The sequence below is a fragment of the Pseudomonas sp. FW305-3-2-15-C-LB1 genome (assembly GCF_058787615.1).
In genome coordinates, this window is record NZ_JBYSZX010000031.1 from 1 (window position 1) to 22,973 (window position 22,973).

The following is a 22,973-nucleotide window of genomic DNA, read 5'->3' on the forward strand; positions in this document are numbered from 1 at the left end:
GCAGCGGACGGGACTCGAACCCGCGACCCCCGGCGTGACAGGCCGGTATTCTAACCGACTGAACTACCGCTGCGCGTCGGTGCAACCTTTAACGTTGCGTCTTGCCCTGAAGCAAAACTCTCAAGAAGTGGTGGGTGATGACGGGATCGAACCGCCGACCCTCTGCTTGTAAGGCAGATGCTCTCCCGGCTGAGCTAATCACCCTTTGCTTCGTTGAGGCCGCGAAATTTACGCAGGTAGCGGACCTAAGTCAATAGCCCGCTTGAAGTTTTTCTGAAAAAGACAAAATTGCTTCAAGACAGCTATCCACCCTACTCGCTGTAAATCATCTTCTTGCTCATGCCGCCATCCACGACAAACTCTTGCCCGGTAACAAACCCCGCCTGGCGCGACAGCAGCCACGCCACCATTGCCGCCACGTCTTCCACGGTGCCTACCCTGCCCGCAGGATGCTGGGCGTGATCGGCGTCACTCAAGGGCTCGGCACGCCGGGCCGCCGGATCCCGCGCATCGATCCAGCCGGGGCTGACCGCGTTGACCCGCACTTCCGGCCCCAGGCTCATCGCCAGGGCGTGTGTCAGGGCCAGCAAGCCGCCCTTGCTCGCGGCATAGGCCTCGGTGTCAGGCTCCGATTGGCGAGCCCGCGTCGACGCCAGGTTGACGATAGCGCCGCCATGGGCACGCAGATACGGCGCACAGTGCTTGGCCAGCAACATCGGCCCACTGAGGTTCACCGCCAGCACCCGATTCCAGTACGCCAGGTCCAGGCTTTCCAGCGTGATGTTGCGCGGGTCGGCCACCGCCGCGTTGCAGACCAACGCGTCCAGGCGCCCGAACTGCCCCAACACCTCGGCGACCCCCTGGGCGACTTGCTTCTCGTCGGCCACGTCCATGCTGATAAACCAGGCATTCTCGCCCAACACCTTGGACACCTTGGAACCGCGCTCGCGGTCCAGGTCGGTCAACACCACTTGCCAACCCTCACTGATCAGCCACGCGGCAATCCCGAGGCCAATGCCTCGCGCCGCGCCCGTCACCAGCGCGACACGCCCGTTACTGGCGGCTGCGACTTCCATGGACCACTCGATCACAAGGCCGCCAACCCGCGAGCCAGATCAGCCTGCAAGTCCGTCACGTCTTCCAGGCCTACCGCAATGCGGATCAGACTGTCACGAATACCGGCCGCCTCACGCTCCTGCGGCGCCAGGCGGCCGTGAGACGTGGTGCTCGGGTGGGTAATGGTGGTTTTGCTGTCACCCAGGTTGGCGGTGATGGAGATCAGGCGTGTCGCATCGATAAAGCGCCAGGCGCCCTCTTTGCCGCCCTTCACTTCGAAACTCACCACAGCACCGAAACCGCGCTGCTGACGCTGAGCCAATTCGTGTTGCGGGTGGCTCTTGAGGCCGGCGTAGTGCACCTTCTCGATGCCGTCCTGTTGCTCCAGCCATTCGGCCAGGGCCTGGGCGTTGGCGCAATGGGCCTTCATGCGCAGGCTCAGGGTTTCCAGGCCTTTGAGGAAGATCCAGGCGTTGAACGGGCTCAAGGTCGGGCCAGCGGTGCGCAGGAAGCCGACGACTTCCTTCATCTGTTCGCTGCGACCCGCCACCACACCACCCATGCAACGGCCCTGGCCATCGATGAACTTGGTGGCCGAGTGCACAACGATATCCGCGCCCAGCTTCAACGGCTGTTGCAACGCCGGAGTGCAGAAGCAGTTGTCCACCACCAGCATTGCGCCCTTGGCGTGCGCCACTTCGGACAACGCAGCGATATCCACCAGTTCGGCCAGAGGGTTGGACGGCGACTCGACGAACAGCAGCTTGGTGTTGGCCTTGATCGCCCCATCCCAGCCGGACAGATCCGCCAGGGGCACGTAATCGACTTCGATGCCGAAACGCTTGAAATACTTTTCGAACAGGCTGATGGTCGACCCGAACACGCTGCGCGACACCAGCACATGGTCACCAGCGCTGCACAGGCTCATCACCACCGCCAGGATGGCGGCCATGCCGGTCGCCGTTGCAACCGCCTGCTCAGCGCCTTCCAGCGCCGCGATACGCTCTTCGAACGCACGCACGGTCGGGTTGGTGTAACGCGAATACACGTTGCCCGGCACTTCGCCGGCAAAGCGCGCAGCGGCATCGGCCGCAGTACGGAACACGTAGCTGGAGGTGAAGAACATCGGATCACCGTGCTCACCTTCCGGGGTGCGGTGCTGGCCGGCGCGCACAGCCAGGGTATCGAAAGCTACGCCATCGAGGTCGCTGTCCAACCGACCGGCATCCCATTCCTGACTCATGCTGCCACTCCTTACTCAATTCTTTATTTAAGATACAAAACCGGCCCCTCAGGGCCGGTTGTCACTCAGTTGTTGTACAGGTCGATGATCGCGCTGACCGCCTGGGTCTTGATCTTCGACGAGTCGTTGCGCGCCTGCTCGATCTTGTTCAGGTAGGCCTCGTCAACGTCGCCTGTCACGTACTTGCCGTCGAACACCGCGCAGTCGAACTGCTCGATCTTGATCTTGCCACCACCGACCGCTTCGATCAGGTCTGGCAGGTCCTGGTAGATCAACCAGTCGGCGCCGATCAGGTCGGCCACGTCCTGTGTCGAACGGTTGTGTGCGATCAGCTCGTGGGCGCTCGGCATGTCGATGCCGTACACGTTCGGGTAACGCACGGCAGGCGCTGCGGAACAGAAGTACACGTTCTTCGCACCGGCTTCGCGGGCCATCTGGATGATCTGCTTGCAGGTGGTGCCGCGCACGATGGAGTCATCCACCAGCATCACGTTCTTGCCGCGGAATTCCAGCTCGATGGCATTGAGCTTCTGGCGTACCGACTTCTTGCGCGCTGCCTGGCCCGGCATGATGAAGGTGCGGCCGATGTAGCGGTTCTTCACGAAGCCTTCGCGAAACTTGACGCCCAGGTGATTGGCCAGTTCCAGCGCGGCGGTGCGGCTGGTGTCCGGGATCGGGATCACTACGTCGATGTCGTGCTCCGGGCGCTCGCGCAGGATCTTCTCGGCCAGCTTCTCGCCCATGCGCAGACGCGCCTTGTAGACCGAAACGCCGTCGATGATCGAATCCGGACGCGCCAGGTAGACGTGTTCGAAGATGCACGGGGTGAGCTTCGGCGCCACGGCGCACTGACGGGTGTGCAGCTTGCCGTCTTCAGTGATGTACACCGCTTCGCCCGGCGCAAGATCGCGAATCAGGGTGAAGCCCAGCACGTCCAGGGACACACTTTCGGAAGCGATCATGTACTCGACGCCTTCGTCGGTGTGACGCTGGCCGAACACGATCGGGCGGATGCCGTGCGGGTCACGGAAACCGACGATGCCATAGCCGGTGACCATGGCCACTACCGCGTAACCACCGACGCAACGGTTGTGCACGTCAGTAACGGCGGCGAATACGTCTTCTTCGGTCGGCTGCAGCTTGCCACGCTGGGCCAGCTCGTGGGCGAACACGTTGAGCAGCACTTCCGAGTCGGAACTGGTGTTGACGTGGCGCAGGTCAGATTCGTAGATCTCCTTGGCCAGTTGTTCAACGTTGGTCAGGTTGCCGTTGTGCGCCAGGGTGATGCCGTAAGGCGAGTTGACGTAGAAAGGTTGAGCTTCGGCCGACGTCGAGCTACCGGCAGTCGGATAACGCACATGGCCAATGCCCATATGCCCGACCAGACGCTGCATGTGACGCTGATGGAACACGTCACGTACCAGACCATTGTCCTTGCGCAGGAATAACCGGCCGTCGTGGCTGGTCACAATACCGGCAGCGTCCTGGCCGCGGTGCTGGAGGACGGTTAGCGCGTCATACAGCGCCTGATTGACGTTCGACTTACCGACGATACCGACGATGCCACACATGCGACGCAACCCCTACTTAATGAATCTTGACTGAACACAACTTACTGAGGCGTTTTGGCCGGCAAGAGGTGTTCCTTGAACGGAAGATCAGCGGGTACGCTGATTCCGCTGGCCAGCCACTGACTGCTCCACCCCAGAATGAGGTTCTTGGACCAGTCTGCAACCAATAGAAATTTTGGCACGAGTACCGACTCCTGCCACCACGAATCCTGCTGTACCGGCCCCAGGCTCAAGAGCCCGACCGCCACGACCACCAGCAACGCGCCACGCGCGGCGCCGAAGGCCATGCCGAGAAATCGATCGGTCCCGGAGAGGCCGGTGACACGTATCAACTCGCCAATAAGATAATTGACCATTGCCCCCACCAGCAGCGTGGCGATGAACATGATGGCGCAGCCCGCGATGACGCGAGCCGAAGGTGTCTCGATGTATCCGGCCAGGTAGACCGACAATGAACCACCGAACATCCAGGCTACGACTCCTGCGATGATCCAGGTCAGCAACGACAGTGCTTCTTTGACGAAGCCGCGGCTTAGACTGATCAAAGCGGAGATGGCGACGATTGCAACAATCGCCCAATCAACCCAGGTAAATGGCACGTTGGAGCCTACGGACAGATGAGGCGGCGCATTTTAGCAGAGCGTCGGGCTATCGGTAAGCTGTGATTGTGGCTGCCTTGCAAATCAGTAGTTTGGGACGAGCAAATCCGCTTTCAACCCCGCTCAGGCTGGAACCGGGTCACGAAACCCTTGAGGTTCTGCTGGCGATCCAGCAAATCCCGCAGGCGGTCTGCCTCGGCACGCTCGATCAGCGGCCCGATAAACACCCGGTTCTTGCCATCGGCACTACGGATATAGGCGTTGTAGCCTTGGCTACGCAGCTTCTTTTGCAACGCGTCGGCGCCCTCGCGGCTGCCCAGGCTGGCCACCTGGATCGACCAACTGATCGGCAAGCCATTCGGATCGATGCGGCTCTGGCCGACATCCGGCTTGCCCGGCGCGGCGGGCTGCGGCGCTACCGGCTTGGGCGCAGGTGCCGGCGCAGCAGGCTTGGCCGCTACGGTCGGCGCGGGCGCCGGCTTGACCACCGGCACGCTCGGCTGCACCGGCATCGAAGGCGCTTGCTGCGCGGCTACCTGAGCATCAGTCGGCACCGGTTCCTCCTCCGGCAAGGCCTGAGGCTCTGGAACCACCACTGGCTCAACCTGCACCTGAGGCACCGTGGGCGCCTGGGGCGCGGCCGGCGCCTCGACAACGACCTGACGCTCTTCATCCTGGCGAGAAAACAGCATTGGCAGGAAGATCACCGCCAATGCCACCAGCACCAGGGCACCGACCATTCGCTGCTTGTATGCGCTATCCAGTAATGCCATGTGCAGCTTCCTCCGTGGAGCGCCGGGCTAACCACTCAAGCGCCTCGGCAACACAATAAAATGACCCGAACAACAGAATCTCATCGTCGGGCGTGGCAATGGCGCACTGTGCTTCAAGGGCATCGGTCACGCTTGCATACGACGTCACCGGCGCAGCAAGGTTCTGCAAGGCCGCTTCCAGCTCGGTGGCCGGGCGGCTGCGCGGTGTATCCAGCGGCGCGACGGCCCAGGCCTGGACACTGCCCAGCAAGGGCGCGACCACCCCTTCCAGGTCCTTGTCGGCCAGCAGACCGAACACAGCCAAGCGACGACCGACCGGCGGCGTACGTGACAGACGCTGCGCCAGGTACTCGGCCGCATGGGGGTTATGCCCCACGTCCAGCAGCAGGTTCAGGCGCTTGCCCTGCCATTCGAATTCACGTCGGTCCAGACGCCCTACCACGCGAGTCGCCAGCAAGGTGGCCGCGATCTGTTCGGCATTCCACGGCAGATCCAGCAGCAGATAGGCTTGCAGCGCGAGCGCGGCGTTTTCCATCGGTAGATTCAGCAGCGGCAGGCCGCTCAGCTCGACAACCTGGCCACGGGCATCACGCCCACGCCACTGCCAGTCAAAGGCGCCGATCTCGAGATTGAATTCGCGGCCACGCAGGAAAAATGGGCAATCCAGCTCACGCACCTTGTCCAGCAAGGTGTGCGGAGGGTCGATATCACCACATAACGCCGGCTTGCCCTGGCGGAAGATCCCGGCCTTTTCATAGGCCACGGACTCACGGGTATTGCCAAGATAGTCGGCGTGGTCCACGCCAATACTGGTGATCAACGCCAAATCGGCATCCACCACGTTGACCGTATCCAGGCGCCCCCCCAAGCCGACTTCCAGCACGACCACATCCAGTTGCGCACGCTCGAACAGCCAGAACGCCGCCAGGGTGCCCATCTCGAAGTAAGTCAGGGAGATCTCGCCCCGGCCCGCATCGAGTGCGGCGAAGGCTTCGCAGAGTTGCTCATCCGTGGCTTCGACACCATTGAGCTGCACCCGCTCGTTATAACGCAGCAGGTGCGGGGAATTGTAGACGCCGACTTTCAGCCCCTGGGCCTGCAGCAGCGCCGCGACAAAGGCACAGGTAGAGCCTTTGCCGTTGGTGCCGGTCACCGTGATCACTCGCGGCGCCGGGCGGCCCAACCCGAGGCGGGCCGCTACCTGTTGCGAGCGCTCCAGGCCCATGTCGATGGCGGACGGATGCAACTGCTCAAGGTAGGCGAGCCACTCGCCCAGGGTACGTTGGGTCATAGGTTTGCAGGCACCGGCGGCACGACGATCGGCTCGACTTTAGGCGCGACGTACACCGGAGTCGGCAGGCCCATCATTTGCGCCAGCAGGTTGCCCAGGCGTGGACGCAGCTCACCGCGCGGGATGATCAGGTCGATCGCACCGTGCTCCAGCAGAAACTCGCTGCGCTGGAAACCTTCCGGCAGTTTTTCACGCACGGTCTGCTCGATCACGCGCGGGCCGGCAAAGCCGATCAGCGCCTTGGGCTCGCCGACGATCACGTCACCCAGCATCGCCAGGCTGGCGGAAACGCCGCCGTAGACCGGGTCGGTCAGCACGGAGATGAACGGGATGCCTTCTTCACGCAGGCGTGCCAGGACCGCAGAAGTCTTGGCCATTTGCATCAGGGAGATCAGGGCTTCCTGCATGCGCGCACCACCGGAGGCCGCGAAGCAGATCATCGGGCAACGGTTTTCCAGGGCATAGTTGGCGGCGCGGACAAAGCGCTCACCGACGATGGCGCCCATGGAGCCACCCATGAAGGAGAACTCGAATGCCGACACCACGACCGGCATGCCCAGCAGCTTGCCGCTGACGGAAATCAGGGCGTCTTTCTCACCGGTCTGCTTTTGCGCAGCGGTCAGGCGGTCCTTGTACTTCTTGCCATCACGGAACTTCAGACGGTCAACCGGCTCCAGGTCGGCGCCCAACTCGTTACGGCCTTCGGCGTCGAGGAAGATGTCGATGCGGGCGCGGGCGCCGATACGCATGTGATGGTTGCACTTGGGGCAAACGTCCAGGGTCTTTTCCAGCTCCGGGCGGTACAGCACCGCGTCGCAGGATGGGCACTTGTGCCACAGACCTTCAGGAACCGAGCTTTTCTTCACCTCGGAACGCATGATCGAAGGGATCAGTTTGTCTACTAACCAGTTGCTCATGCTTTCTTTCTCCAGTACCGGTGGCTTGAACACAGCCCCGCGTATGCCCTTGAGCTAAATTCATATGTGGCGATGACACAGGCTGGACGGGGTCAGACGTTCGACCGGCCTTTTCCTGCCTGTATCCTCAGCCTTCCAGACAACCTGCCAGCGCAGGGTTGCCACTTCGTTTCCGGGCCACCACAGGCGGCGCCGGGCTGTTTTACACAGTGGTAGTTATGGACGGCGGCAGACTGCCAGCCGTCACATTGCACCCCTGCTGTTGCGCACAGCCTGCATGAATGCGCGAATCTTGCTGTGATCCTTGATGCCCTTGCCCTGCTCCACCCCACCGCTGACATCCACGGCATACGGCCGCACCTGTTCGATTGCCGCCCCGACATTTGCAGGGTTGAGCCCGCCGGCCAGGATGATCGGCTTGCTCAAGCCTGCGGGAATCAGCGACCAGTCGAACGCTTCGCCAGTACCGCCGGGTACGCCTTCGACATAGGTGTCCAGCAAAATCCCGCGGGCACTGCCGTAGGCGGAACACACCGCCGCGATATCATCCCCGGCCTTGACGCGCAGCGCCTTGATATACGGCCGCTGGTAACTTTCACATTCCTCAGGCGTTTCGTCGCCATGGAACTGCAACATGTCCAAGGCTACGGCATCCAGGGTTTCGTTGAGCTCGCAGCGACTGGCATTGACGAACAGACCCACGGTGGTCACGAACGGCGGCAATGCGGCGATGATCGCTCGCGCCTGCAGCACGTTCACCGCCCGTGGGCTCTTGGCATAAAACACGAAACCGATGGCATCCGCCCCTGCCTCGACCGCCGCCAGCGCGTCTTCTATGCGGGTAATCCCGCAAATCTTGCTGCGAACGGCTGACATGTCGTGGAAACCTCCAGGGTTGGACCGAGAAAGCCCCGGATGGTAACAAAAGCTTTTCCGGGCGTCAGCCGCCAAGTTCGCTGAAACCTGTTAGGAAGTGTGGTCCGATGAAACGCTCCGGCAACTCGAACTCGTCGCGGTACTCCACATCCACCAGGTACAGGCCGAACGGGTGTGCCGTGACCCCTCCCGTGCGACGAACGCGGCTTTCCAGCACTTCCCTGGCCCACTCTACCGGACGCTCGCCAGTGCCGATGGTCATCAGCACCCCGGCGATGTTGCGCACCATGTGATGCAGGAAGGCCCCGGCACGGATATCCAGCACGATCATCTTGCCGTGACGAGTCACCCGCAGGTGGTGGACCTCCTTGATCGGCGACTTGGCCTGGCACTGGCCGGCACGGAAGGCGCTGAAATCATGCACACCCACCAGGTGCTGCGCGGCCTCGGCCATGCGCTCGGCGTCCAGCGGGCGGTGGTTCCAGGTAATTTCTTCGTTGAGGTGCGCCGGGCGGATCTGGTCGTTGTAGATCACATAGCGATAGCGCCGGGCGATGGCCTTGAAACGCGCATGAAAATGCGCCGGCATGACCTTGGCCCAACTGACGCTGACGTCATGGGGCAAATTGATATTTGCGCCCATCACCCAGGCCTTCATTGACCGCTCGGCCTGAGTGTCAAAATGCACCACCTGGCCACACGCATGCACACCGGCGTCGGTACGCCCGGCGCACATCAGCGATACCGGTGAATCGGCGACTTTCGACAGGGCGTTCTCCAGGGTCTCCTGCACCGTCAGCACGCCGGACGCCTGACGCTGCCAGCCGCGATAGCGCGAGCCCTTATATTCCACGCCCAAGGCGATGCGGTAAAAGCCTGCGGCCGCCATTTCGGCGGTCGGGTTATCTATATTTGCCAAGAACTGAGAGCCTGATGAGTTGCGCGAAGGCGGCCATTATGCCGGTTTGCAGGGGAGCCCACAAAAGCAAAACGGCGACCCGAAGGCCGCCGCTGTTTGAACAACGGGCTGTTACGCCAACCGACCGAGCATTTCCTTGGCCTCCCCGCGTTGAACCTCATCGCCTTCAGTCAACACTTCGGAAAGGATATCCCGCGCGCCGTCCGCATCGCCCATGTCGATATAGGCCTGGGCCAGGTCGAGCTTGGTAGCCACCTCATCCGTGCCGGAGAGGAAGTCGAATTCCGGCTCATCATCGCCCAACGCCGCGTCTTCTGCGGTAAAGGACGGCTCGATGGACGGATGTTCCAGGCTCTGGGACAGGCGATCCAGCTCGGCGTTGACATCATCCAGTTCCGACGTGAAAGCATCGGGCTTGGCGGCCGTTTCCGGCTCATCGGCCAAGGACAGGTCGAAGTCTTCCGGCAAGTCGAAGTCGTCCAACGCCGCAGGCGTGAGGGTCGGCGGCTCGACGGCCGGCACGTCCTTCATCTGCTCTTCCAGGCCCGAGAGGAAGTCGTCATCGGATTGTGCCGAAGCCGGGGCATCCAGTTGCAGGTCCAGATCGAAGTCCGACAAGTCGTCCGACGCGGCCTTGGCTTCGGTCTGCTGCTGCAACAGCGACTCGAAGGTCTGCTGATCGTCCTTGATCTGAGCCGGGGAAGCTTCTTCAAGATCGTCCAGGCTGAGATCGAAATCAGTGTCAAAGGCCTCCGGCTGCGCAGGCGCCGGTTTGTCTTCGAGCAAATCCTTGACGTATTGAGCATCCAGGGCAGCAGCCGCCACGGCGGCACTGACACCCGCCGCCAACACGGCCATGGCCGGGAAGCGACTCTTGAGCTGCTCGACCTGGGCGTGGTTTTCACCATTGGCCACCAGTTGACGCTCCTGGGTCACAAAGCCGTCCTTGTCGCTTTGCAGGCCGTAGACTTCCATCAGCTTCAAGCGCAGGTCGCTGCGCTTGGGCTCATGCTTGATCGCCTGCTCAAGCACATCGGCGGCCTGGTTCAGGTGACCACGATCGATATGGGACTGGGCCTGGGCCAGCGCATCATTTGAATTCACCGGAGCCACGGCAACCGCCAGCGGCGCAAGTACGGAAGCAACAGTCGGCACAACAGCCGCCGGTTCAACCACCGGAGCCGGGGCCGGTGCGGCGGCCAGCTTTACGCTGGGCGGCGGCGTCTCCAGGCCTTCGAAGCTGCTCGGCGGCAGGTCGTCATGAAGGTTCGAGGTGAACTCCGGCTCTTCAGCCAGGGCCCGCGCCATGCGCAGGTGTTTTTCCTCTTCGCGGCGCGCATTGCGATGGCGCGCCCATAACAGCAGGAGCAGCAGCACCAGCAAGCCCGCCGCACCACCGATCACACCGAGGACGATCGGGTTGGTCAGCAGTTCGTTGAATTTGCCGTCGGCGCTGGCCGGTGCCGCGTCCGCCTTGGCCGGCTCAGGCGCTGGCGCGACGGGTGCAGGGGTGACAGCCTCGGGCTTGGCAGGCGCGGCGGATGGCTCGCCCGCCAACTGCGCGGGCATCGCGGCAGTGGCCGGAGCACCCGGAACAGCCTTTTCAGCCTGCAAACGCGCCAGTTGATCGTTTTTCAGTTGAATCAGTTTTTGCAGCTTGTCCAACTGGCTTTGCAGGTCTGCCGCGCGGCTTTTCAGCTCTTCGTTGTCGCGACGGGTGGTGTCCAGTTGCTCCTGGGTCATCGCCAGCTTGTCGCTGAGTGCCGCGCTATCGCCCGCCTTGCCCTTGGCGCCCTTCTTGGCGGCCTCGGCAGACACCAGGCTAAGGTTGTCTTTGGTGTTGGTACTTGCGGGCGCGTTACCGGCCTGGGTGCGCTTGGTGGCGTCCAGTTGCTGCTTGCCCGCTGCCGGGTTGGTGGCGGCGCGTCGGCCCTGGCGCCAGGCGGCATTTTGCGCGCTCACCTCAGCAATTGCCTGGGGTTGCGGCAGTGCAGTGCTTTGTACGGCATCCGGCAGACGCAGGACCTGGCCGGTTTTCAGCCGGTTGATATTGCCGTCGATGAACGCATCCGGGTTCAGCGCCTGGATCGCCAGCATGGTCTGCTGCACGGAGCCGCCATTACGGTGCTTCGCGGCGATTTCCCACAGGGTGTCGCGGGAGGTGGTGGTGTGCTGTGCCGGTTTGCTCGCGGCGGGCGCGGCGTTGGTCGGCGCAGCCAGACGCGGCGCAGGCGTGGCAGCGGTGGGTGCCGGCTGCTCGAACTTGGCCGGGTCGAGCAACACGCTGTAGTCACGCATCAAACGGCCATTAGGCCATTGCACCTGCAACAGGAAACGCACGTAGGAATCAGGCAACGGCTTGCTGGAGGTGACGCGCACCACGCTGCGGCCGTTTGGATTGACCACCGGGGTAAACGTCAGGTCATCGAGAAACGCCTGGCGATCAACGCCCGCGTCCACAAATGCCTGGGACGAAGCCAGGCTTGGCGTGATCTCGGAGGCCGTGAGGCCACCGACATCGAGCAATTCGATTTCCACCGCCAACGGCTGGTTCAACTTCGACTTGAGGGTCATCTCCCCCAGCTGCAGCGCCTGCGCCATACCGGAGGACAGCGCCGAGGCGGCCGCTATTGCTAACACCAGTTTGCGAACTTGAACCATAGCCTCATCCTTTGTTTGAACACTCCCCGGCCTGCGAGAAGGTTGGTAACCGCTGCCATAAGGCATGGCGAGCCGATAGGTCACCGACGCGCAACTTTTCCTGCCTGGGACCAAGCATAGCGCCTGGCTAGAATCAATCTACAAATTGCCGCCAAGTATCTTTTACGCAAGGTCTTTTATCAACAACTGCGCCAGCTGCACGGCATTCAGTGCGGCGCCTTTGCGTACGTTATCTGACGTCAGCCACAGATTTAGTTCCGCCGGGTCATCCACACCTGCCCGGACACGACCGACATAGACCACATCCTGGCCCACTGCATCGCCGACGGCTGTAGGAAAATCCCCTTCATCCACAAGCTCGATGCCCGGCGCAGCGTCAAGTGCGCGGCTCACCGCCGCCAGATCAACCGCCGCCCCCAGTTGCAAGGACACTGTCAGGCTATCGCCAAAAAACACCGGGGCTTGAACGCAGGTTGCGGAAATCTTTAGCAAAGGTAATTCCAGCACTGCACGCAATTCGTGGACCAGGCGTTTTTCCAGGACCGTATGCCCCTGGGCGTCTGGCGTGCCAACCTGAGCCAACAGGTTGAAGGCGACCTGTCGATCAAAGAACTTCGGCTCCAGCGGGCGCATATTCAGCAGCTCGGCGGTTTGCCGGGCCAGTTCGCTGACGGCTTCACGCCCTTGGGCCGACATCGCCAGGCTGGCGGTGACGCTCACCCGCTGGATATCCAGCAAGCCCCGCAGAGGCGCCAGCACCACCGCCAGGTTGGTCGCCGACGGGCTGGGGCTGCCGAGCTGGAACGGCTTCTTCAGCCCCTGCAGCACGTGGGCATTGGCCTCCGGCACCACGTGCGGAGCCTGCGTGGCCGGCAAGGCGCCGGACAAGTCGATCACCGAGCACCCAGCCGCCGTGGCTCGCGGCGCAAAACTCAGGGTGACCGCCGGCCCCGCCGCAAAGAACGCCAACTGCGCCTTGCTGAAGTCGAATTCGTCGACCTCCTTGACCCGCACATTCTTGCCACGAAAGGGCACGGAGGCGCCCGCCGAGTTGTTGCCCGCCAGCAAATACAGAGTGCCCACCGGAAAATCCAACTCTTCCAGGATCTGCACCAGGGTTTCGCCGACGGTGCCGGTGGCGCCGATCACGGCGATTTCAAAAGTCTGGGTCATGGGGGCTGCCTCGGGCATTGCGGGGGGAGCGGCACTTTACCGGGTGGTGGGGGGTGAGGCAATTAAGCTGGCATTTGTGGTAGGGCTGATGGCCTTATCGGGGGCAAGCCCCCTCCCACACTCGAACGGGTTCGCAGGTCAAAATGTGGGAGGGGGCTTGCCCCCGATGAGGCCCGACCAAACAACAAAAAACCCGCGCCTGTCACCAGAGCGCGGGTTTCCATCATTGCCTCACGCGATCAACGCTCCAGCAAGATCCGCAACATGCGGCGCAGCGGCTCGGCCGCGCCCCACAGCAGCTGGTCGCCCACGGTGAACGCACCGAGGAACTGGCTGCCCATGTTCAGTTTGCGCAGACGACCCACCGGTACATTCAGGGTGCCGGTGACCTTGGTCGGGCTCAGCTCCTGCATGCTGATATCACGGTTGTTCGGCACCAGCTTGACCCAGGGGTTGTGCTGGCTGATCAACGCTTCGATATCGGTGATCGGCACGTCTTTGTTCAGCTTGATGGTCAGCGCCTGGCTGTGGCAGCGCATCGCGCCGATGCGCACGCAGATGCCGTCCACCGGGATCGGGCTCTTGAAGCGGCCGAGGATCTTGTTGGTCTCGGCCTGGGCCTTCCACTCTTCGCGGCTCTGGCCGTTCGGCAGTTCCTTGTCGATCCATGGGATCAGGCTACCGGCCAACGGCACGCCGAAGTTTTCGGTCGGGTAGGCATCGCTGCGCATGGCTTCGGCCACGCGGCGGTCGATGTCGAGGATCGCGCTGGCCGGGTCGGCCAGTTGATCGGCGACTGCGGCGTGGGTCGCACCCATCTGCTTGATCAGCTCACGCATGTTCTGCGCGCCGGCCCCAGAGGCCGCCTGATAGGTCATGGCACTCATCCACTCGACCAGGCCAGCTTCGAACAAGCCGCCCAGGCCCATCAGCATCAGGCTGACGGTGCAGTTGCCGCCGACGTAGTTCTTGGTGCCGGCATCCAGCTGCTGGTCAATGACCTTGCGGTTCACCGGGTCGAGGATGATCACCGCGTCGTCCTGCATGCGCAGGCTCGAGGCGGCGTCGATCCAGTAACCCTGCCAGCCGGCTTCGCGCAGCTTGGGGAAGACTTCGCTGGTGTAGTCGCCACCCTGACAGGTCAGAATCACGTCGAGGGTTTTCAGCTCTTCAATGTTGTAGGCGTCCTTGAGCGGAGCAATATCCTTGCCCACGGACGGCCCCTGGCCACCCACATTCGAAGTGGTGAAAAACACCGGCTCGATAAGATCGAAATCCTGCTCTTCCAGCATCCGCTGCATGAGCACGGAACCGACCATACCGCGCCAACCGATCAGACCTACACGTTTCATCGCAACTACACCTTGTTAAAAAGTGGGCCGCCTTGCAGCAACAACTGCAAGCGGGCCCGAGAGATTACAGATTCCGCAGCGCGGCGACTACTGCGTCGCCCATTTCTTGCGTACCGACCTTGGTGCAACCCTGCGACCAGATGTCGCCGGTGCGCAACCCCTGGTCCAGCACCAGGCTCACGGCTTTCTCGATGGCATCCGCCGCGTCGCTCAGGTTGAAGCTGTAACGCAGCATCATCGACACCGACAAAATGGTCGCCAGCGGGTTGGCAATGCCCTGGCCCGCGATGTCCGGCGCCGAACCGTGGCAAGGCTCGTACATGCCCTTGTTGTTGGTGTCCAGGGACGCCGACGGCAGCATGCCGATGGAACCGGTGAGCATCGACGCCTGGTCGGACAGGATGTCGCCGAACAGGTTGTCGGTGACGATCACGTCGAACTGCTTCGGCGCACGCACCAGTTGCATGGCGGCGTTGTCGACGTACATGTGGCTCAGTTCGACGTCCGGGTAGTCCTTGGCCACTTCTTCGACGATTTCGCGCCACAGTTGGCTGGAGGCCAGTACGTTGGCCTTGTCCACCGAGCAGACCTTCTTGCCACGCACGCGGGCCATGTCGAAGCCGACACGGGCGATACGGCGGATTTCGCTCTCGCTGTACGGCAGGGTGTCGTAGGCCTGGCGCTCGCCATTTTCCAACTCGCGCACGCCGCGTGGCGAGCCGAAGTAGATACCGCCGGTCAGCTCGCGCACGATCAGGATATCCAGGCCCGCGACCACTTCCGGCTTGAGGCTCGAGGCGTCGGCCAGTTGCGGGTAGAGGATCGCCGGGCGCAGGTTACCGAACAGGCCCAGTTGGGCACGGATTTTCAGCAGGCCGCGCTCAGGGCGGATGTCACGTTCGATCTTGTCCCATTTCGGGCCGCCCACGGCGCCGAGCAGTACGGCGTCGGCCGCACGCGCACGCTCCAGGGTCTCATCGGCCAGCGGGACACCATGCTTGTCGATGGCCGCGCCGCCGATCACGTCGTGGTTCAGCTCGAAACCCAGGCTGTACTTGCTGTTGGCGAGTTCCAGCACCTTGACCGCTTCGGCCATGATTTCCGGACCAATACCGTCGCCAGGGAGAATCAGAATCTGCTTGCTCATGCGTTCCTCATTTCATCAAGCGACCCGCCCGTGGGCAGGTCGGGAAAAATCAATCAGCGTTCGGCGAAGACCACCAGCACGTCGGTGCTGAAGGTGCCGTCGGCCTGAATTTCGTAATAATCGCGCACTTCCTGACCCATCGCCTGTTGCAGCTCGAGGATTGCCGCGCGCAGCACCTGCGGCGTGCGCATGCGCTCGACCCACGAGGTGTATTCCAGGCGCAGGCGCTGGCGACTGCTGGTTCGTACATGCAGACCGGATTCGCTGAGCTGCTGCATCCACTCGGCGGCAGAGTAATCGCGCACGTGGCTGGTGTCGCGCAGCACTTCGACGGTTTGCAGGTAAGTGTCCAACAGCGGGCTGCCCGGTGACAAGACATCGACGAAGGCCGCCACGCCACCCGGCTTGAGCACCCGACGCACTTCACGCAGGGCCAGGCCGAGGTCGCTCCAGTGGTGGGCCGAATAACGGCTGAACACGAAGTCGAACTCGCCATCGGCGAACGGCAGGCGCTCAGCGGCGCCGTTCACGGTGCGGATATTGTCCAGGCCACGGTCCGTCGCAGCGGCGGCAACCACGTCGAGCATCTGCTGGGACAGGTCGTAGGCGACCACTTCCTTGACCAGCGGCGCGACGTGAAAGCTGACATGACCGGCACCGCAGCCCAGGTCCAGCAGTCGCGCACTGCCCTGCCCGGCCAGTTCGGCCTGGAGCAGCGCGAATTCGGTGCCCTGGGCGTGCACGGCACTGCTCAGGTAGGCGCAGGCTTGCTCGCCGAATTGTTTTTGCACGACTTGGGTATGGGCGGTGGTGGTCATGGTGGTTTCCTTGGGTTTTGGGGTGTTGGTACTGGCGCTATCGCAGGCAAGCCAGCTCCCACAGTCGGAATGCATTCCAATGTGGGAGTCGGGCTTGCCCGCGATGGGGCCCGCACGGTTACCGCCAATCAGGCATCGCGAAACAACCAAGGCTGGCTCGCCCGGTGTTTGGCTTCAAACGCGGCAATCGCATCGCCGTCCTGCAAGGTCAGGCCGATATCGTCCAGGCCGTTGATCAGGCAGTGCTTACGGAACGCATCCACTTCAAAGTGATACACCTTGCCGTCTGGACGGGTCACAGTCTGCGCGGCCAGGTCGACGGTCAGTTGGTAGCCCTCTTCGGCTTCCACCTGCTTGAACAGCTCGTCCACTTCGGCATCGCTCAAGATGATCGGCAGCAGGCCGTTCTTGAAGCTGTTGTTGAAGAAGATGTCGGCATAGCTCGGCGCGATGATGCTGCGAAAGCCATACTCTTCCAGGGCCCATGGCGCGTGTTCACGGCTGGAACCGCAGCCGAAGTTTTCCCGGGCCAGCAAGACGCTGGCGCCCTGGTAACGCTTGGCGTTGAGCACGAAGTCCTTGTTCAGCGGGCGCTTGGAGTTGTCCTGGTAGGCGTAGCCCACATCCAGGTAGCGCCACTCGTCGAACAGGTTCGGGCCGAAGCCGGTGCGCTTGATCGACTTCAAGAACTGCTTGGGAATGATCTGGTCGGTGTCGACGTTGGCGCGATCCAAAGGGGCGACAAGGCCGGTGTGTTGGGTAAAAGCACGCATCGGGTATTCCTCAGATCAATTCGCGAACGTCGATGAAACGACCGTTGACGGCAGCGGCGGCGGCCATGGCCGGGCTGACCAGGTGGGTACGCCCACCGGCGCCCTGACGCCCTTCGAAGTTACGGTTGGAGGTGGACGCGCAGTGCTCACCCGACTCCAGGCGGTCCGGGTTCATCGCCAGGCACATGGAGCAGCCCGGCTCACGCCATTCAAAACCGGCTTCGAGGAAAATCTTGTCCAGGCCTTCGGCTTCAGCCTGCGCCTTGACCAGGCCCGAGCCCGGCACCACGATGGCTTGCTTGATAGTCGAAGCCACTTTGCGGCCCTTGGCGATCACCGCCGCGGCGCGCAGGTCTTCGATCCGCGAGTTGGTGCAGGAACCGATGAACACGCGATCCAACTGAATGTCGGTAATCGCCTGGTTGGCCTTCAAGCCCATGTACTTCAAGGCGCGTTCAATGGAGCCGCGCTTGACCAGGTCGGTTTCCTGCGCGGGGTCCGGCACGTTCTGGTCGACGGCCAGGACCATCTCCGGCGAGGTACCCCAGCTGACTTGCGGCTTGATCTGGGCAGCGTCCAGCTCGACCACGGTGTCAAACACCGCATCGGCATCGGAGACCAAGTCTTTCCAGGCTTGCACAGCGGCGTCCCAATCTTTGCCTTGTGGGGCAAATGGACGGCCCTTGACGTATTCAACGGTCTTTTCGTCCGCCGCCACCATGCCCACGCGGGCACCGGCTTCGATGGACATGTTGCAGATGGTCATGCGGCCTTCGATGGACAGGTCGCGAATCGCGCTGCCGGCGAACTCGATGGCATGGCCGTTACCGCCGGCGGTGCCGATCTTGCCGATCACGGCGAGCACGATGTCCTTGGCGGTCACGCCGAACGGCAACTGGCCTTCGACTTTAACCAACATGTTCTTCATCTTTTTGGCGACCAGGCACTGGGTGGCGAACACATGTTCCACCTCGGAGGTGCCGATGCCGTGGGCCAAGGCGCCGAACGCACCGTGGGTGGACGTATGGGAGTCGCCGCACACCACGGTCATGCCCGGCAAGGTGGCGCCCTGCTCCGGACCGATCACGTGCACGATGCCTTGACGCACGTCATTCATCTTGAATTCAGTGATGCCATATTCGTCGCAGTAGTCATCGAGGGTCTGCACCTGCAAACGCGACACCTGGTCGGCAATGGCTTCGATGCCGCCCTTGCGCTCAGGGGTGGTCGGCACGTTGTGGTCCGGGGTGGCGATGATGGAGTCGACGCGCCAAGGCTTGCGCCCGGCCAGCCGCAGGCCTTCGAACGCTTGGGGCGAGGTCACTTCATGGATGATGTGCCGGTCGATATAGATCAGCGACGAACCATCGTCGCGCCGTTTCACTTCATGGGAATCCCAAAGCTTGTCGTAAAGCGTTTTGCCGGCCATCAGTCGGTCCTCATCAGCGGTGTTTCTCTATGCCGGGCTTTTCAATAACCCTTTGGCTTGTGAGGCTGATGGTATGGCGCTACATTAAATAACTCAAATTCATATTTTTTATGCTTTGGATTACCAACTGGAATACACCATGGACTTGGCCAACCTCAATGCCTTTATCGCCATCGCCGAGACCGGCAGCTTCTCCGGTGCCGGTGAGCGCCTGCACCTGACCCAGCCGGCCATCAGCAAGCGCATTGCCGGCCTGGAGCAACAATTGAAGGTGCGCCTGTTCGATCGCCTGGGCCGTGAAGTCGGCCTGACGGAGGCCGGACGGGCCTTGCTGCCACGCGCCTATCAGATCCTCAACGTGCTGGACGACACGCGCCGCGCCCTCACCAACCTCACCGGCGAAGTCAGCGGGCGCCTGACCCTGGCCACCAGCCACCATATCGGCCTGCATCGCCTGCCGCCGGTGCTGCGCGCCTTCACCCGGGCATACCCGAATGTGGCGCTGGATATTCAGTTCCTCGATTCGGAAGTGGCCTACGAAGAAATCCTCCACGGCCGCGCCGAAGTGGCGGTGATCACCCTGGCGCCCGATCCCCACAACCTGGTGCGCGCCACCCCGGTGTGGGACGACCCACTGGATTTCGTGGTGGCGCCAGAGCACAGCCTGATCAGCAACGGCCACGTCAACCTGGCCGATATTGCCGGCCACCCGGCGGTGTTCCCCGGCGGCAACACCTTCACCCACCATATCGTCAGCCGGTTGTTCGAGGCCCAGGGCCTCACGCCGAATATCGCGATGAGCACCAACTACCTGGAAACGATCAAGATGATGGTGTCGATCGGCCTGGCCTGGAGCGTCTTGCCGCGCACCATGCTCGATGATCAGGTGGCAAGTATCGCTTTGCCGGGCATACAGCTCAGTCGCCAGCTAGGCTATATCGTGCACACCGAAAGGACGCTGTCGAATGCTGCGCGGGCCTTCATGAGCCTATTGGATGCACAGGTCGATCTGCCAGGGATACCGGCATGAAACCGTGCGGCCTCAAGGTCTGAACTGTACCGCGCCATACGCCCATCGAGCCAAGGCCCTTTGATAATGCGCAACCCCGTCGACTCCGTGCCACCCCTGCCCCGCATTTACGCCCTGGACCCCCAAGAGGCGGAACAAAGCTGGGACAGTGCCCCGCAACTGCTGGCCGCGCTCAATGCTGCCCGGCTGGGCGCCTGGTGCTGGGAAATCGACACCGGCAGGATAAGCTGGTCGCGGGGCACCCAGGCGCTGTTCGGCTTTGACCCGCGCCAGCCACTGCCCAAGGACCTGGACTATCTGGACCTGCTGGCACCGGCGGATCGCGCCAGGGTGGTACGGGCCTTTCATGCGGTGCTGGCGGGCGAGCCGTTCGAGCAGGCCATGCACCACCGTATCCAATGGCCTGACGGCAGCTTCCACTGGCTGGAAATCAACGGCAGCCTGTTACCGGACAAGTCCGGACGCCGACGCATGATCGGCGTGATCCGCGAAATCACCCACCAACGCGAGCGGGAAAGCGCCCTCAGCCACTCCGAAAAGCGCTTCGCCACGCTGTTTCACCTGTGCCCGAACATGGTTCTGCTGACCCGCCAGTCCGACGGGTTGATCAGCGAGGCCAACCAGTACTTCGAAATGCTCTTCGGCTGGCCGGTCGCCGATGCCATCGGCCGCACCACCCTGGACCTGGGCCTGTGGCGTCATCCCGAACAGCGTGCACAACTGGTCAAGGCCACCCAGCGCAAGGGCCTGACCATCACCATGGAGGTGCAGTTCTGCGCCAGCAACGGCCAGATCCACGACGGCACCCTCAGCGCACAAAGGGTCGAGCTGGAGGGCGAGGCCTATCTGATCAGCACGTTTCTGGACACCACCGAACGCAAATTAGCCGAGCAGGCCCTCAAGGACAGCCAGGAACGCCTCGACCTGGCCCTGGACTCGGCGCAACTGGGCACCTGGGACTGGCACATCCCCACCGGCATGCTCTACGGCTCGGCCCGCGCCGCCCAATTGCACGGCCTGCCGCCGGAGCCGTTCCATGAGTTCTTCGACGCCTTCTTTGACGGAATGCCCAATGACGAGCGCGAGAGCATGCGCAACGCTTATCGCACCCTGCGCGAAGGCCCGGCCGGCAACTATCAGCTGACGTATCGCGTGCCCATGGAAGACGGCAGCTCACGCTACCTCGAAAGCCGCGCCCGCCTGTACCGCGATGAGCACGGCGCGCCCCTGCGTATGGCCGGCACTCTGCTGGATATCACCGACCAGGTGGAACGCGAACAACGCCTGACCGCTTCCGAAGAAAAATTTGCCAGCCTGTTCCAGGCCAGCCCGGACCCGATCTGCGTCACCTGCCTGGAGGGCGGCGCGTTTATCGAGATCAACCCCGCGTTTACCCAGACCTTCGGCTGGACGGCCGCCGAGGTCATCGACAAAAGCGCCGAAGAGATCGGCCTGTGGGACGAGTCGAGCAAGCGCCTGCAGCGTATCGAGCGGGTGATCCGCGAGCAGGCATTGAACAATGTGGCGATCGTGGTGCATCATAAGAGCGGCCAAAGCCTGACCTGCGTGATATCCAGCCGTCTGATCAAGGTGGGCGACCAGTCGTGCATCGTCACCACGCTGCGCGATATCACCCAGCAGCAGCGCTCGGAAGCGGCGCTCAAGGCCAGCGAAGAGAAGTTCGCCAAGGCCTTCCATTCCAGCCCCGACGCCATTTCCATCACTGAGCGCGACACCGGTCGATATGTGGAGGTCAACGACGGCTTCTGCCGCCTGACCGGCTACCGCGCCGAGGAAGCCATTGGCCTGACGCTGTATCAGATCGGCATCTGGGCCGATGAAAACCAGCGCGCCGCGCTGCTGGCCGAGTTGCAGATCAAGGGCCGCATTCATCACCTGGAAATGCTCTGGCACAACAAGCGCGGCGAGTTGCTGGCGGTGGAAGTCTCGGTGGAGCCCATCACCCTGAATGAAACCCCGTGCCTGTTGCTGACCGCCCGCGATGTGAGCCTGCTGAAAAACGCCCAGGCGCAGATCCGCCACCTGGCCTATCACGACCCGCTGACCAACCTGCCCAACCGCGCCCTGTTGATGGACCGCCTGAGCCAGCAGATCGCCTTGCTCAAGCGCCACAATTTGCGCGGCGCACTGCTGTTCCTCGACCTCGACCACTTCAAGCACATCAACGACTCCCTCGGCCACCCGGTGGGCGACACCGTGTTGAAGATTGTCACCGCACGCCTGGAAGCCAGCGTGCGCATGGAAGACACCGTGGCGCGCCTGGGGGGTGATGAGTTCGTGGTGCTGCTCAGCGGCCTGGAAGGGTCACGCATGGAGGTCAGCGGCCAGGTGCAGGAGTTGGCCGACACCCTGCGTGAATTGCTTTCAGAGCCGATGTTTCTGGACGGTCATCGCCTGCAGGTCACGCCAAGCATTGGCGTGGCATTGATTCCCGATCACGGCTCCACGCCAGCGGACTTGCTCAAGCGTGCCGACATCGCCCTGTATCGCGCCAAGGATTCAGGGCGCAACACCACGCAGATGTTCCACAACAGTATGCAAAAAACCGCCAGCGAACGCCTGCGCATGGAGACAGACTTGCGCCTGGCCTTATCACGTGGCGAGTTCAGCGTGCATTACCAACCCCAGGTGGACGCGCGGGGCAACAAGATCGTCGGCGCCGAGGCCCTGGTACGCTGGCAACACCCGCAATTGGGCGCTCAGTCACCTTCCGAATTCATCAAGGTGCTGGAGGACAGCGGCCTGATCCTTGAGGTGGGCACCTGGATCCTGGATGAAGCCTGCGCGGCCTTTCAACAACTGATCCACGAAGGCTTGGTAGACCCACTGAATTTCAGCCTGTGCGTGAACATCAGCCCCCGGCAGTTTCGCCAGAACGACTTCGTGGAGCGGGTGGAGCGCAGCCTCAAGCAACATCAGTTGCCGTTCAGCCTTTTGAAACTGGAGATCACCGAAGGCATCGTGATCCAGAATCTGGACGACACCATCAGCAAAATGCGCCGCCTGAAAAAACTCGGCGTGAGTTTTGCCATGGACGACTTCGGCACCGGCTATTCATCGCTCACTTACCTCAAGCGGCTGCCGGTGGATGCGCTGAAGATCGACCAGTCCTTTGTGCGCGACGCGACCCATGACCCCAACGACGCTGAAATCATCCGTGCGATTGTGGCAATGGCCCGCAGCCTGAACCTGGAAGTGATCGCCGAAGGCGTGGAAACCCCGGAGCAACTGGCATTCCTGCAAAAACTGGGCTGCCATTTGTTCCAGGGTTATTTGCATAGCCGACCCTTGCCGATCGAGGGATTCCGGCAACTGTTGAAGTAG

Annotated in this window: 18 protein-coding genes and 2 tRNA genes; 2 read left to right on the forward strand and 18 right to left on the reverse strand. The window is 62.4% G+C overall.

Annotation, left to right across the window (positions count from 1 at the left end):
• The 18 genes from AC3WP7_RS29470 to leuC all read right to left on the reverse strand — a co-directional run bounded on the left by AC3WP7_RS29470 (position 1) and on the right by leuC (position 18,598).
• Positions 1–73: transfer RNA gene (locus AC3WP7_RS29470), tRNA-Asp, on the reverse strand.
• Between the two features lie 55 nt (positions 74–128).
• Positions 129–204: transfer RNA gene (locus AC3WP7_RS29475), tRNA-Val, on the reverse strand.
• Between the two features lie 107 nt (positions 205–311).
• Positions 312–1,076: an SDR family oxidoreductase gene (locus AC3WP7_RS29480; protein ID WP_093124664.1), complete on the reverse strand. Its 765-nt coding sequence runs from the start codon at positions 1,074–1,076 to the stop codon at positions 312–314.
• Positions 1,077–1,087: 11 nt separating this feature from the next.
• Positions 1,088–2,299 (reverse strand): O-succinylhomoserine sulfhydrylase, encoded by a 1,212-nt coding sequence (locus AC3WP7_RS29485; RefSeq protein ID WP_071492215.1) that lies wholly within the window; start codon positions 2,297–2,299, stop codon positions 1,088–1,090.
• A 65-nt stretch (positions 2,300–2,364) separates the two neighbouring features.
• Positions 2,365–3,870 carry an amidophosphoribosyltransferase gene (purF, locus tag AC3WP7_RS29490; protein WP_058426877.1) on the reverse strand — a complete coding sequence of 502 codons (1,506 nt, stop codon included), beginning with the start codon at positions 3,868–3,870 and terminating at the stop codon, positions 2,365–2,367.
• A gap of 41 nt (positions 3,871–3,911) precedes the next feature.
• Positions 3,912–4,469: a CvpA family protein gene (locus AC3WP7_RS29495; RefSeq protein ID WP_003192538.1), complete on the reverse strand. Its 558-nt coding sequence runs from the start codon at positions 4,467–4,469 to the stop codon at positions 3,912–3,914.
• A 113-nt stretch (positions 4,470–4,582) separates the two neighbouring features.
• The gene (locus AC3WP7_RS29500) at positions 4,583–5,242 is read right to left on the reverse strand and encodes an SPOR domain-containing protein (RefSeq protein ID WP_092250359.1); all 660 of its coding nucleotides are present in this window, start codon (positions 5,240–5,242) and stop codon (positions 4,583–4,585) included.
• Entirely contained in the window at positions 5,226–6,533 is a 1,308-nt protein-coding gene (gene folC / locus AC3WP7_RS29505; RefSeq protein WP_092250356.1) for a bifunctional tetrahydrofolate synthase/dihydrofolate synthase, read from the reverse strand. The genes AC3WP7_RS29500 and folC overlap by 17 nt, the downstream gene beginning before the upstream one ends.
• Positions 6,530–7,450, reverse strand: coding sequence for an acetyl-CoA carboxylase, carboxyltransferase subunit beta (gene accD, locus AC3WP7_RS29510; RefSeq protein ID WP_025856447.1), 921 nt, complete (start codon positions 7,448–7,450; stop codon positions 6,530–6,532). Before accD ends, folC begins: the two co-directional genes overlap by 4 nt.
• Positions 7,451–7,693: 243 nt before the next feature.
• Positions 7,694–8,326, reverse strand: coding sequence for a phosphoribosylanthranilate isomerase (locus tag AC3WP7_RS29515; protein WP_102592745.1), 633 nt, complete (start codon positions 8,324–8,326; stop codon positions 7,694–7,696).
• A gap of 64 nt (positions 8,327–8,390) precedes the next feature.
• Positions 8,391–9,215, reverse strand: a complete 825-nt coding sequence (gene truA / locus AC3WP7_RS29520; protein WP_071492219.1) for a tRNA pseudouridine(38-40) synthase TruA — start codon at positions 9,213–9,215, stop codon at positions 8,391–8,393.
• 141 nt (positions 9,216–9,356) lie between these two features.
• Positions 9,357–11,906 (reverse strand): FimV/HubP family polar landmark protein, encoded by a 2,550-nt coding sequence (locus AC3WP7_RS29525; protein WP_102592746.1) that lies wholly within the window; start codon positions 11,904–11,906, stop codon positions 9,357–9,359.
• A gap of 162 nt (positions 11,907–12,068) precedes the next feature.
• Entirely contained in the window at positions 12,069–13,079 is a 1,011-nt protein-coding gene (locus AC3WP7_RS29530) for an aspartate-semialdehyde dehydrogenase (protein WP_102592747.1), read from the reverse strand.
• A gap of 239 nt (positions 13,080–13,318) precedes the next feature.
• On the reverse strand, positions 13,319–14,431 hold the full coding sequence (gene asd / locus AC3WP7_RS29535) for an aspartate-semialdehyde dehydrogenase (protein WP_092250344.1): 1,113 nt from the start codon (positions 14,429–14,431) through the stop codon (positions 13,319–13,321).
• 64 nt (positions 14,432–14,495) lie between these two features.
• The gene (gene leuB, locus AC3WP7_RS29540) at positions 14,496–15,578 is read right to left on the reverse strand and encodes a 3-isopropylmalate dehydrogenase (RefSeq protein WP_102592748.1); all 1,083 of its coding nucleotides are present in this window, start codon (positions 15,576–15,578) and stop codon (positions 14,496–14,498) included.
• Positions 15,579–15,631: 53 nt separating this feature from the next.
• A complete protein-coding gene (locus AC3WP7_RS29545) occupies positions 15,632–16,396 on the reverse strand; it encodes a class I SAM-dependent methyltransferase (protein WP_102592749.1) in 765 nt (254 codons plus the stop codon).
• A gap of 128 nt (positions 16,397–16,524) precedes the next feature.
• Entirely contained in the window at positions 16,525–17,169 is a 645-nt protein-coding gene (gene leuD, locus AC3WP7_RS29550) for a 3-isopropylmalate dehydratase small subunit (protein ID WP_102592750.1), read from the reverse strand.
• A 10-nt stretch (positions 17,170–17,179) separates the two neighbouring features.
• Positions 17,180–18,598: a 3-isopropylmalate dehydratase large subunit gene (gene leuC / locus AC3WP7_RS29555; protein ID WP_093124685.1), complete on the reverse strand. Its 1,419-nt coding sequence runs from the start codon at positions 18,596–18,598 to the stop codon at positions 17,180–17,182.
• Between the two features lie 139 nt (positions 18,599–18,737).
• Here leuC and AC3WP7_RS29560 point away from each other — a divergent pair, with 139 nt between their 5' ends.
• On the forward strand, positions 18,738–19,628 hold the full coding sequence (locus AC3WP7_RS29560) for a LysR family transcriptional regulator (protein WP_071492224.1): 891 nt from the start codon (positions 18,738–18,740) through the stop codon (positions 19,626–19,628).
• A 66-nt stretch (positions 19,629–19,694) separates the two neighbouring features.
• The gene (locus AC3WP7_RS29565; RefSeq protein WP_092250332.1) at positions 19,695–22,973 is read left to right on the forward strand and encodes an EAL domain-containing protein; all 3,279 of its coding nucleotides are present in this window, start codon (positions 19,695–19,697) and stop codon (positions 22,971–22,973) included.

Excerpts from the sequence above, each read along its gene's own strand:
- AC3WP7_RS29480 (WP_093124664.1), bottom strand. The coding sequence starts at position 1,076 with ATGGAAGTCGCAGCCGCCAGTAACGGGCGTGTCGCGCTGGTGACGGGC.
- AC3WP7_RS29485 (WP_071492215.1), bottom strand. The coding sequence starts at position 2,299 with ATGAGTCAGGAATGGGATGCCGGTCGGTTGGACAGCGACCTCGATGGC.
- purF (WP_058426877.1), bottom strand. The coding sequence starts at position 3,870 with ATGTGTGGCATCGTCGGTATCGTCGGTAAGTCGAACGTCAATCAGGCG.
- AC3WP7_RS29500 (WP_092250359.1), bottom strand. The coding sequence starts at position 5,242 with ATGGCATTACTGGATAGCGCATACAAGCAGCGAATGGTCGGTGCCCTG.
- folC (WP_092250356.1), bottom strand. The coding sequence starts at position 6,533 with ATGACCCAACGTACCCTGGGCGAGTGGCTCGCCTACCTTGAGCAGTTG.
- accD (WP_025856447.1), bottom strand. The coding sequence starts at position 7,450 with ATGAGCAACTGGTTAGTAGACAAACTGATCCCTTCGATCATGCGTTCC.
- AC3WP7_RS29515 (WP_102592745.1), bottom strand. The coding sequence starts at position 8,326 with ATGTCAGCCGTTCGCAGCAAGATTTGCGGGATTACCCGCATAGAAGAC.
- truA (WP_071492219.1), bottom strand. The coding sequence starts at position 9,215 with ATGGCGGCCGCAGGCTTTTACCGCATCGCCTTGGGCGTGGAATATAAG.
- AC3WP7_RS29525 (WP_102592746.1), bottom strand. The coding sequence starts at position 11,906 with ATGGTTCAAGTTCGCAAACTGGTGTTAGCAATAGCGGCCGCCTCGGCG.
- AC3WP7_RS29530 (WP_102592747.1), bottom strand. The coding sequence starts at position 13,079 with ATGACCCAGACTTTTGAAATCGCCGTGATCGGCGCCACCGGCACCGTC.
- asd (WP_092250344.1), bottom strand. The coding sequence starts at position 14,431 with ATGAAACGTGTAGGTCTGATCGGTTGGCGCGGTATGGTCGGTTCCGTG.
- leuB (WP_102592748.1), bottom strand. The coding sequence starts at position 15,578 with ATGAGCAAGCAGATTCTGATTCTCCCTGGCGACGGTATTGGTCCGGAA.
- AC3WP7_RS29545 (WP_102592749.1), bottom strand. The coding sequence starts at position 16,396 with ATGACCACCACCGCCCATACCCAAGTCGTGCAAAAACAATTCGGCGAG.
- leuD (WP_102592750.1), bottom strand. The coding sequence starts at position 17,169 with ATGCGTGCTTTTACCCAACACACCGGCCTTGTCGCCCCTTTGGATCGC.
- leuC (WP_093124685.1), bottom strand. The coding sequence starts at position 18,598 with ATGGCCGGCAAAACGCTTTACGACAAGCTTTGGGATTCCCATGAAGTG.
- AC3WP7_RS29560 (WP_071492224.1), top strand. The coding sequence starts at position 18,738 with ATGGACTTGGCCAACCTCAATGCCTTTATCGCCATCGCCGAGACCGGC.
- AC3WP7_RS29565 (WP_092250332.1), top strand. The coding sequence starts at position 19,695 with ATGCGCAACCCCGTCGACTCCGTGCCACCCCTGCCCCGCATTTACGCC.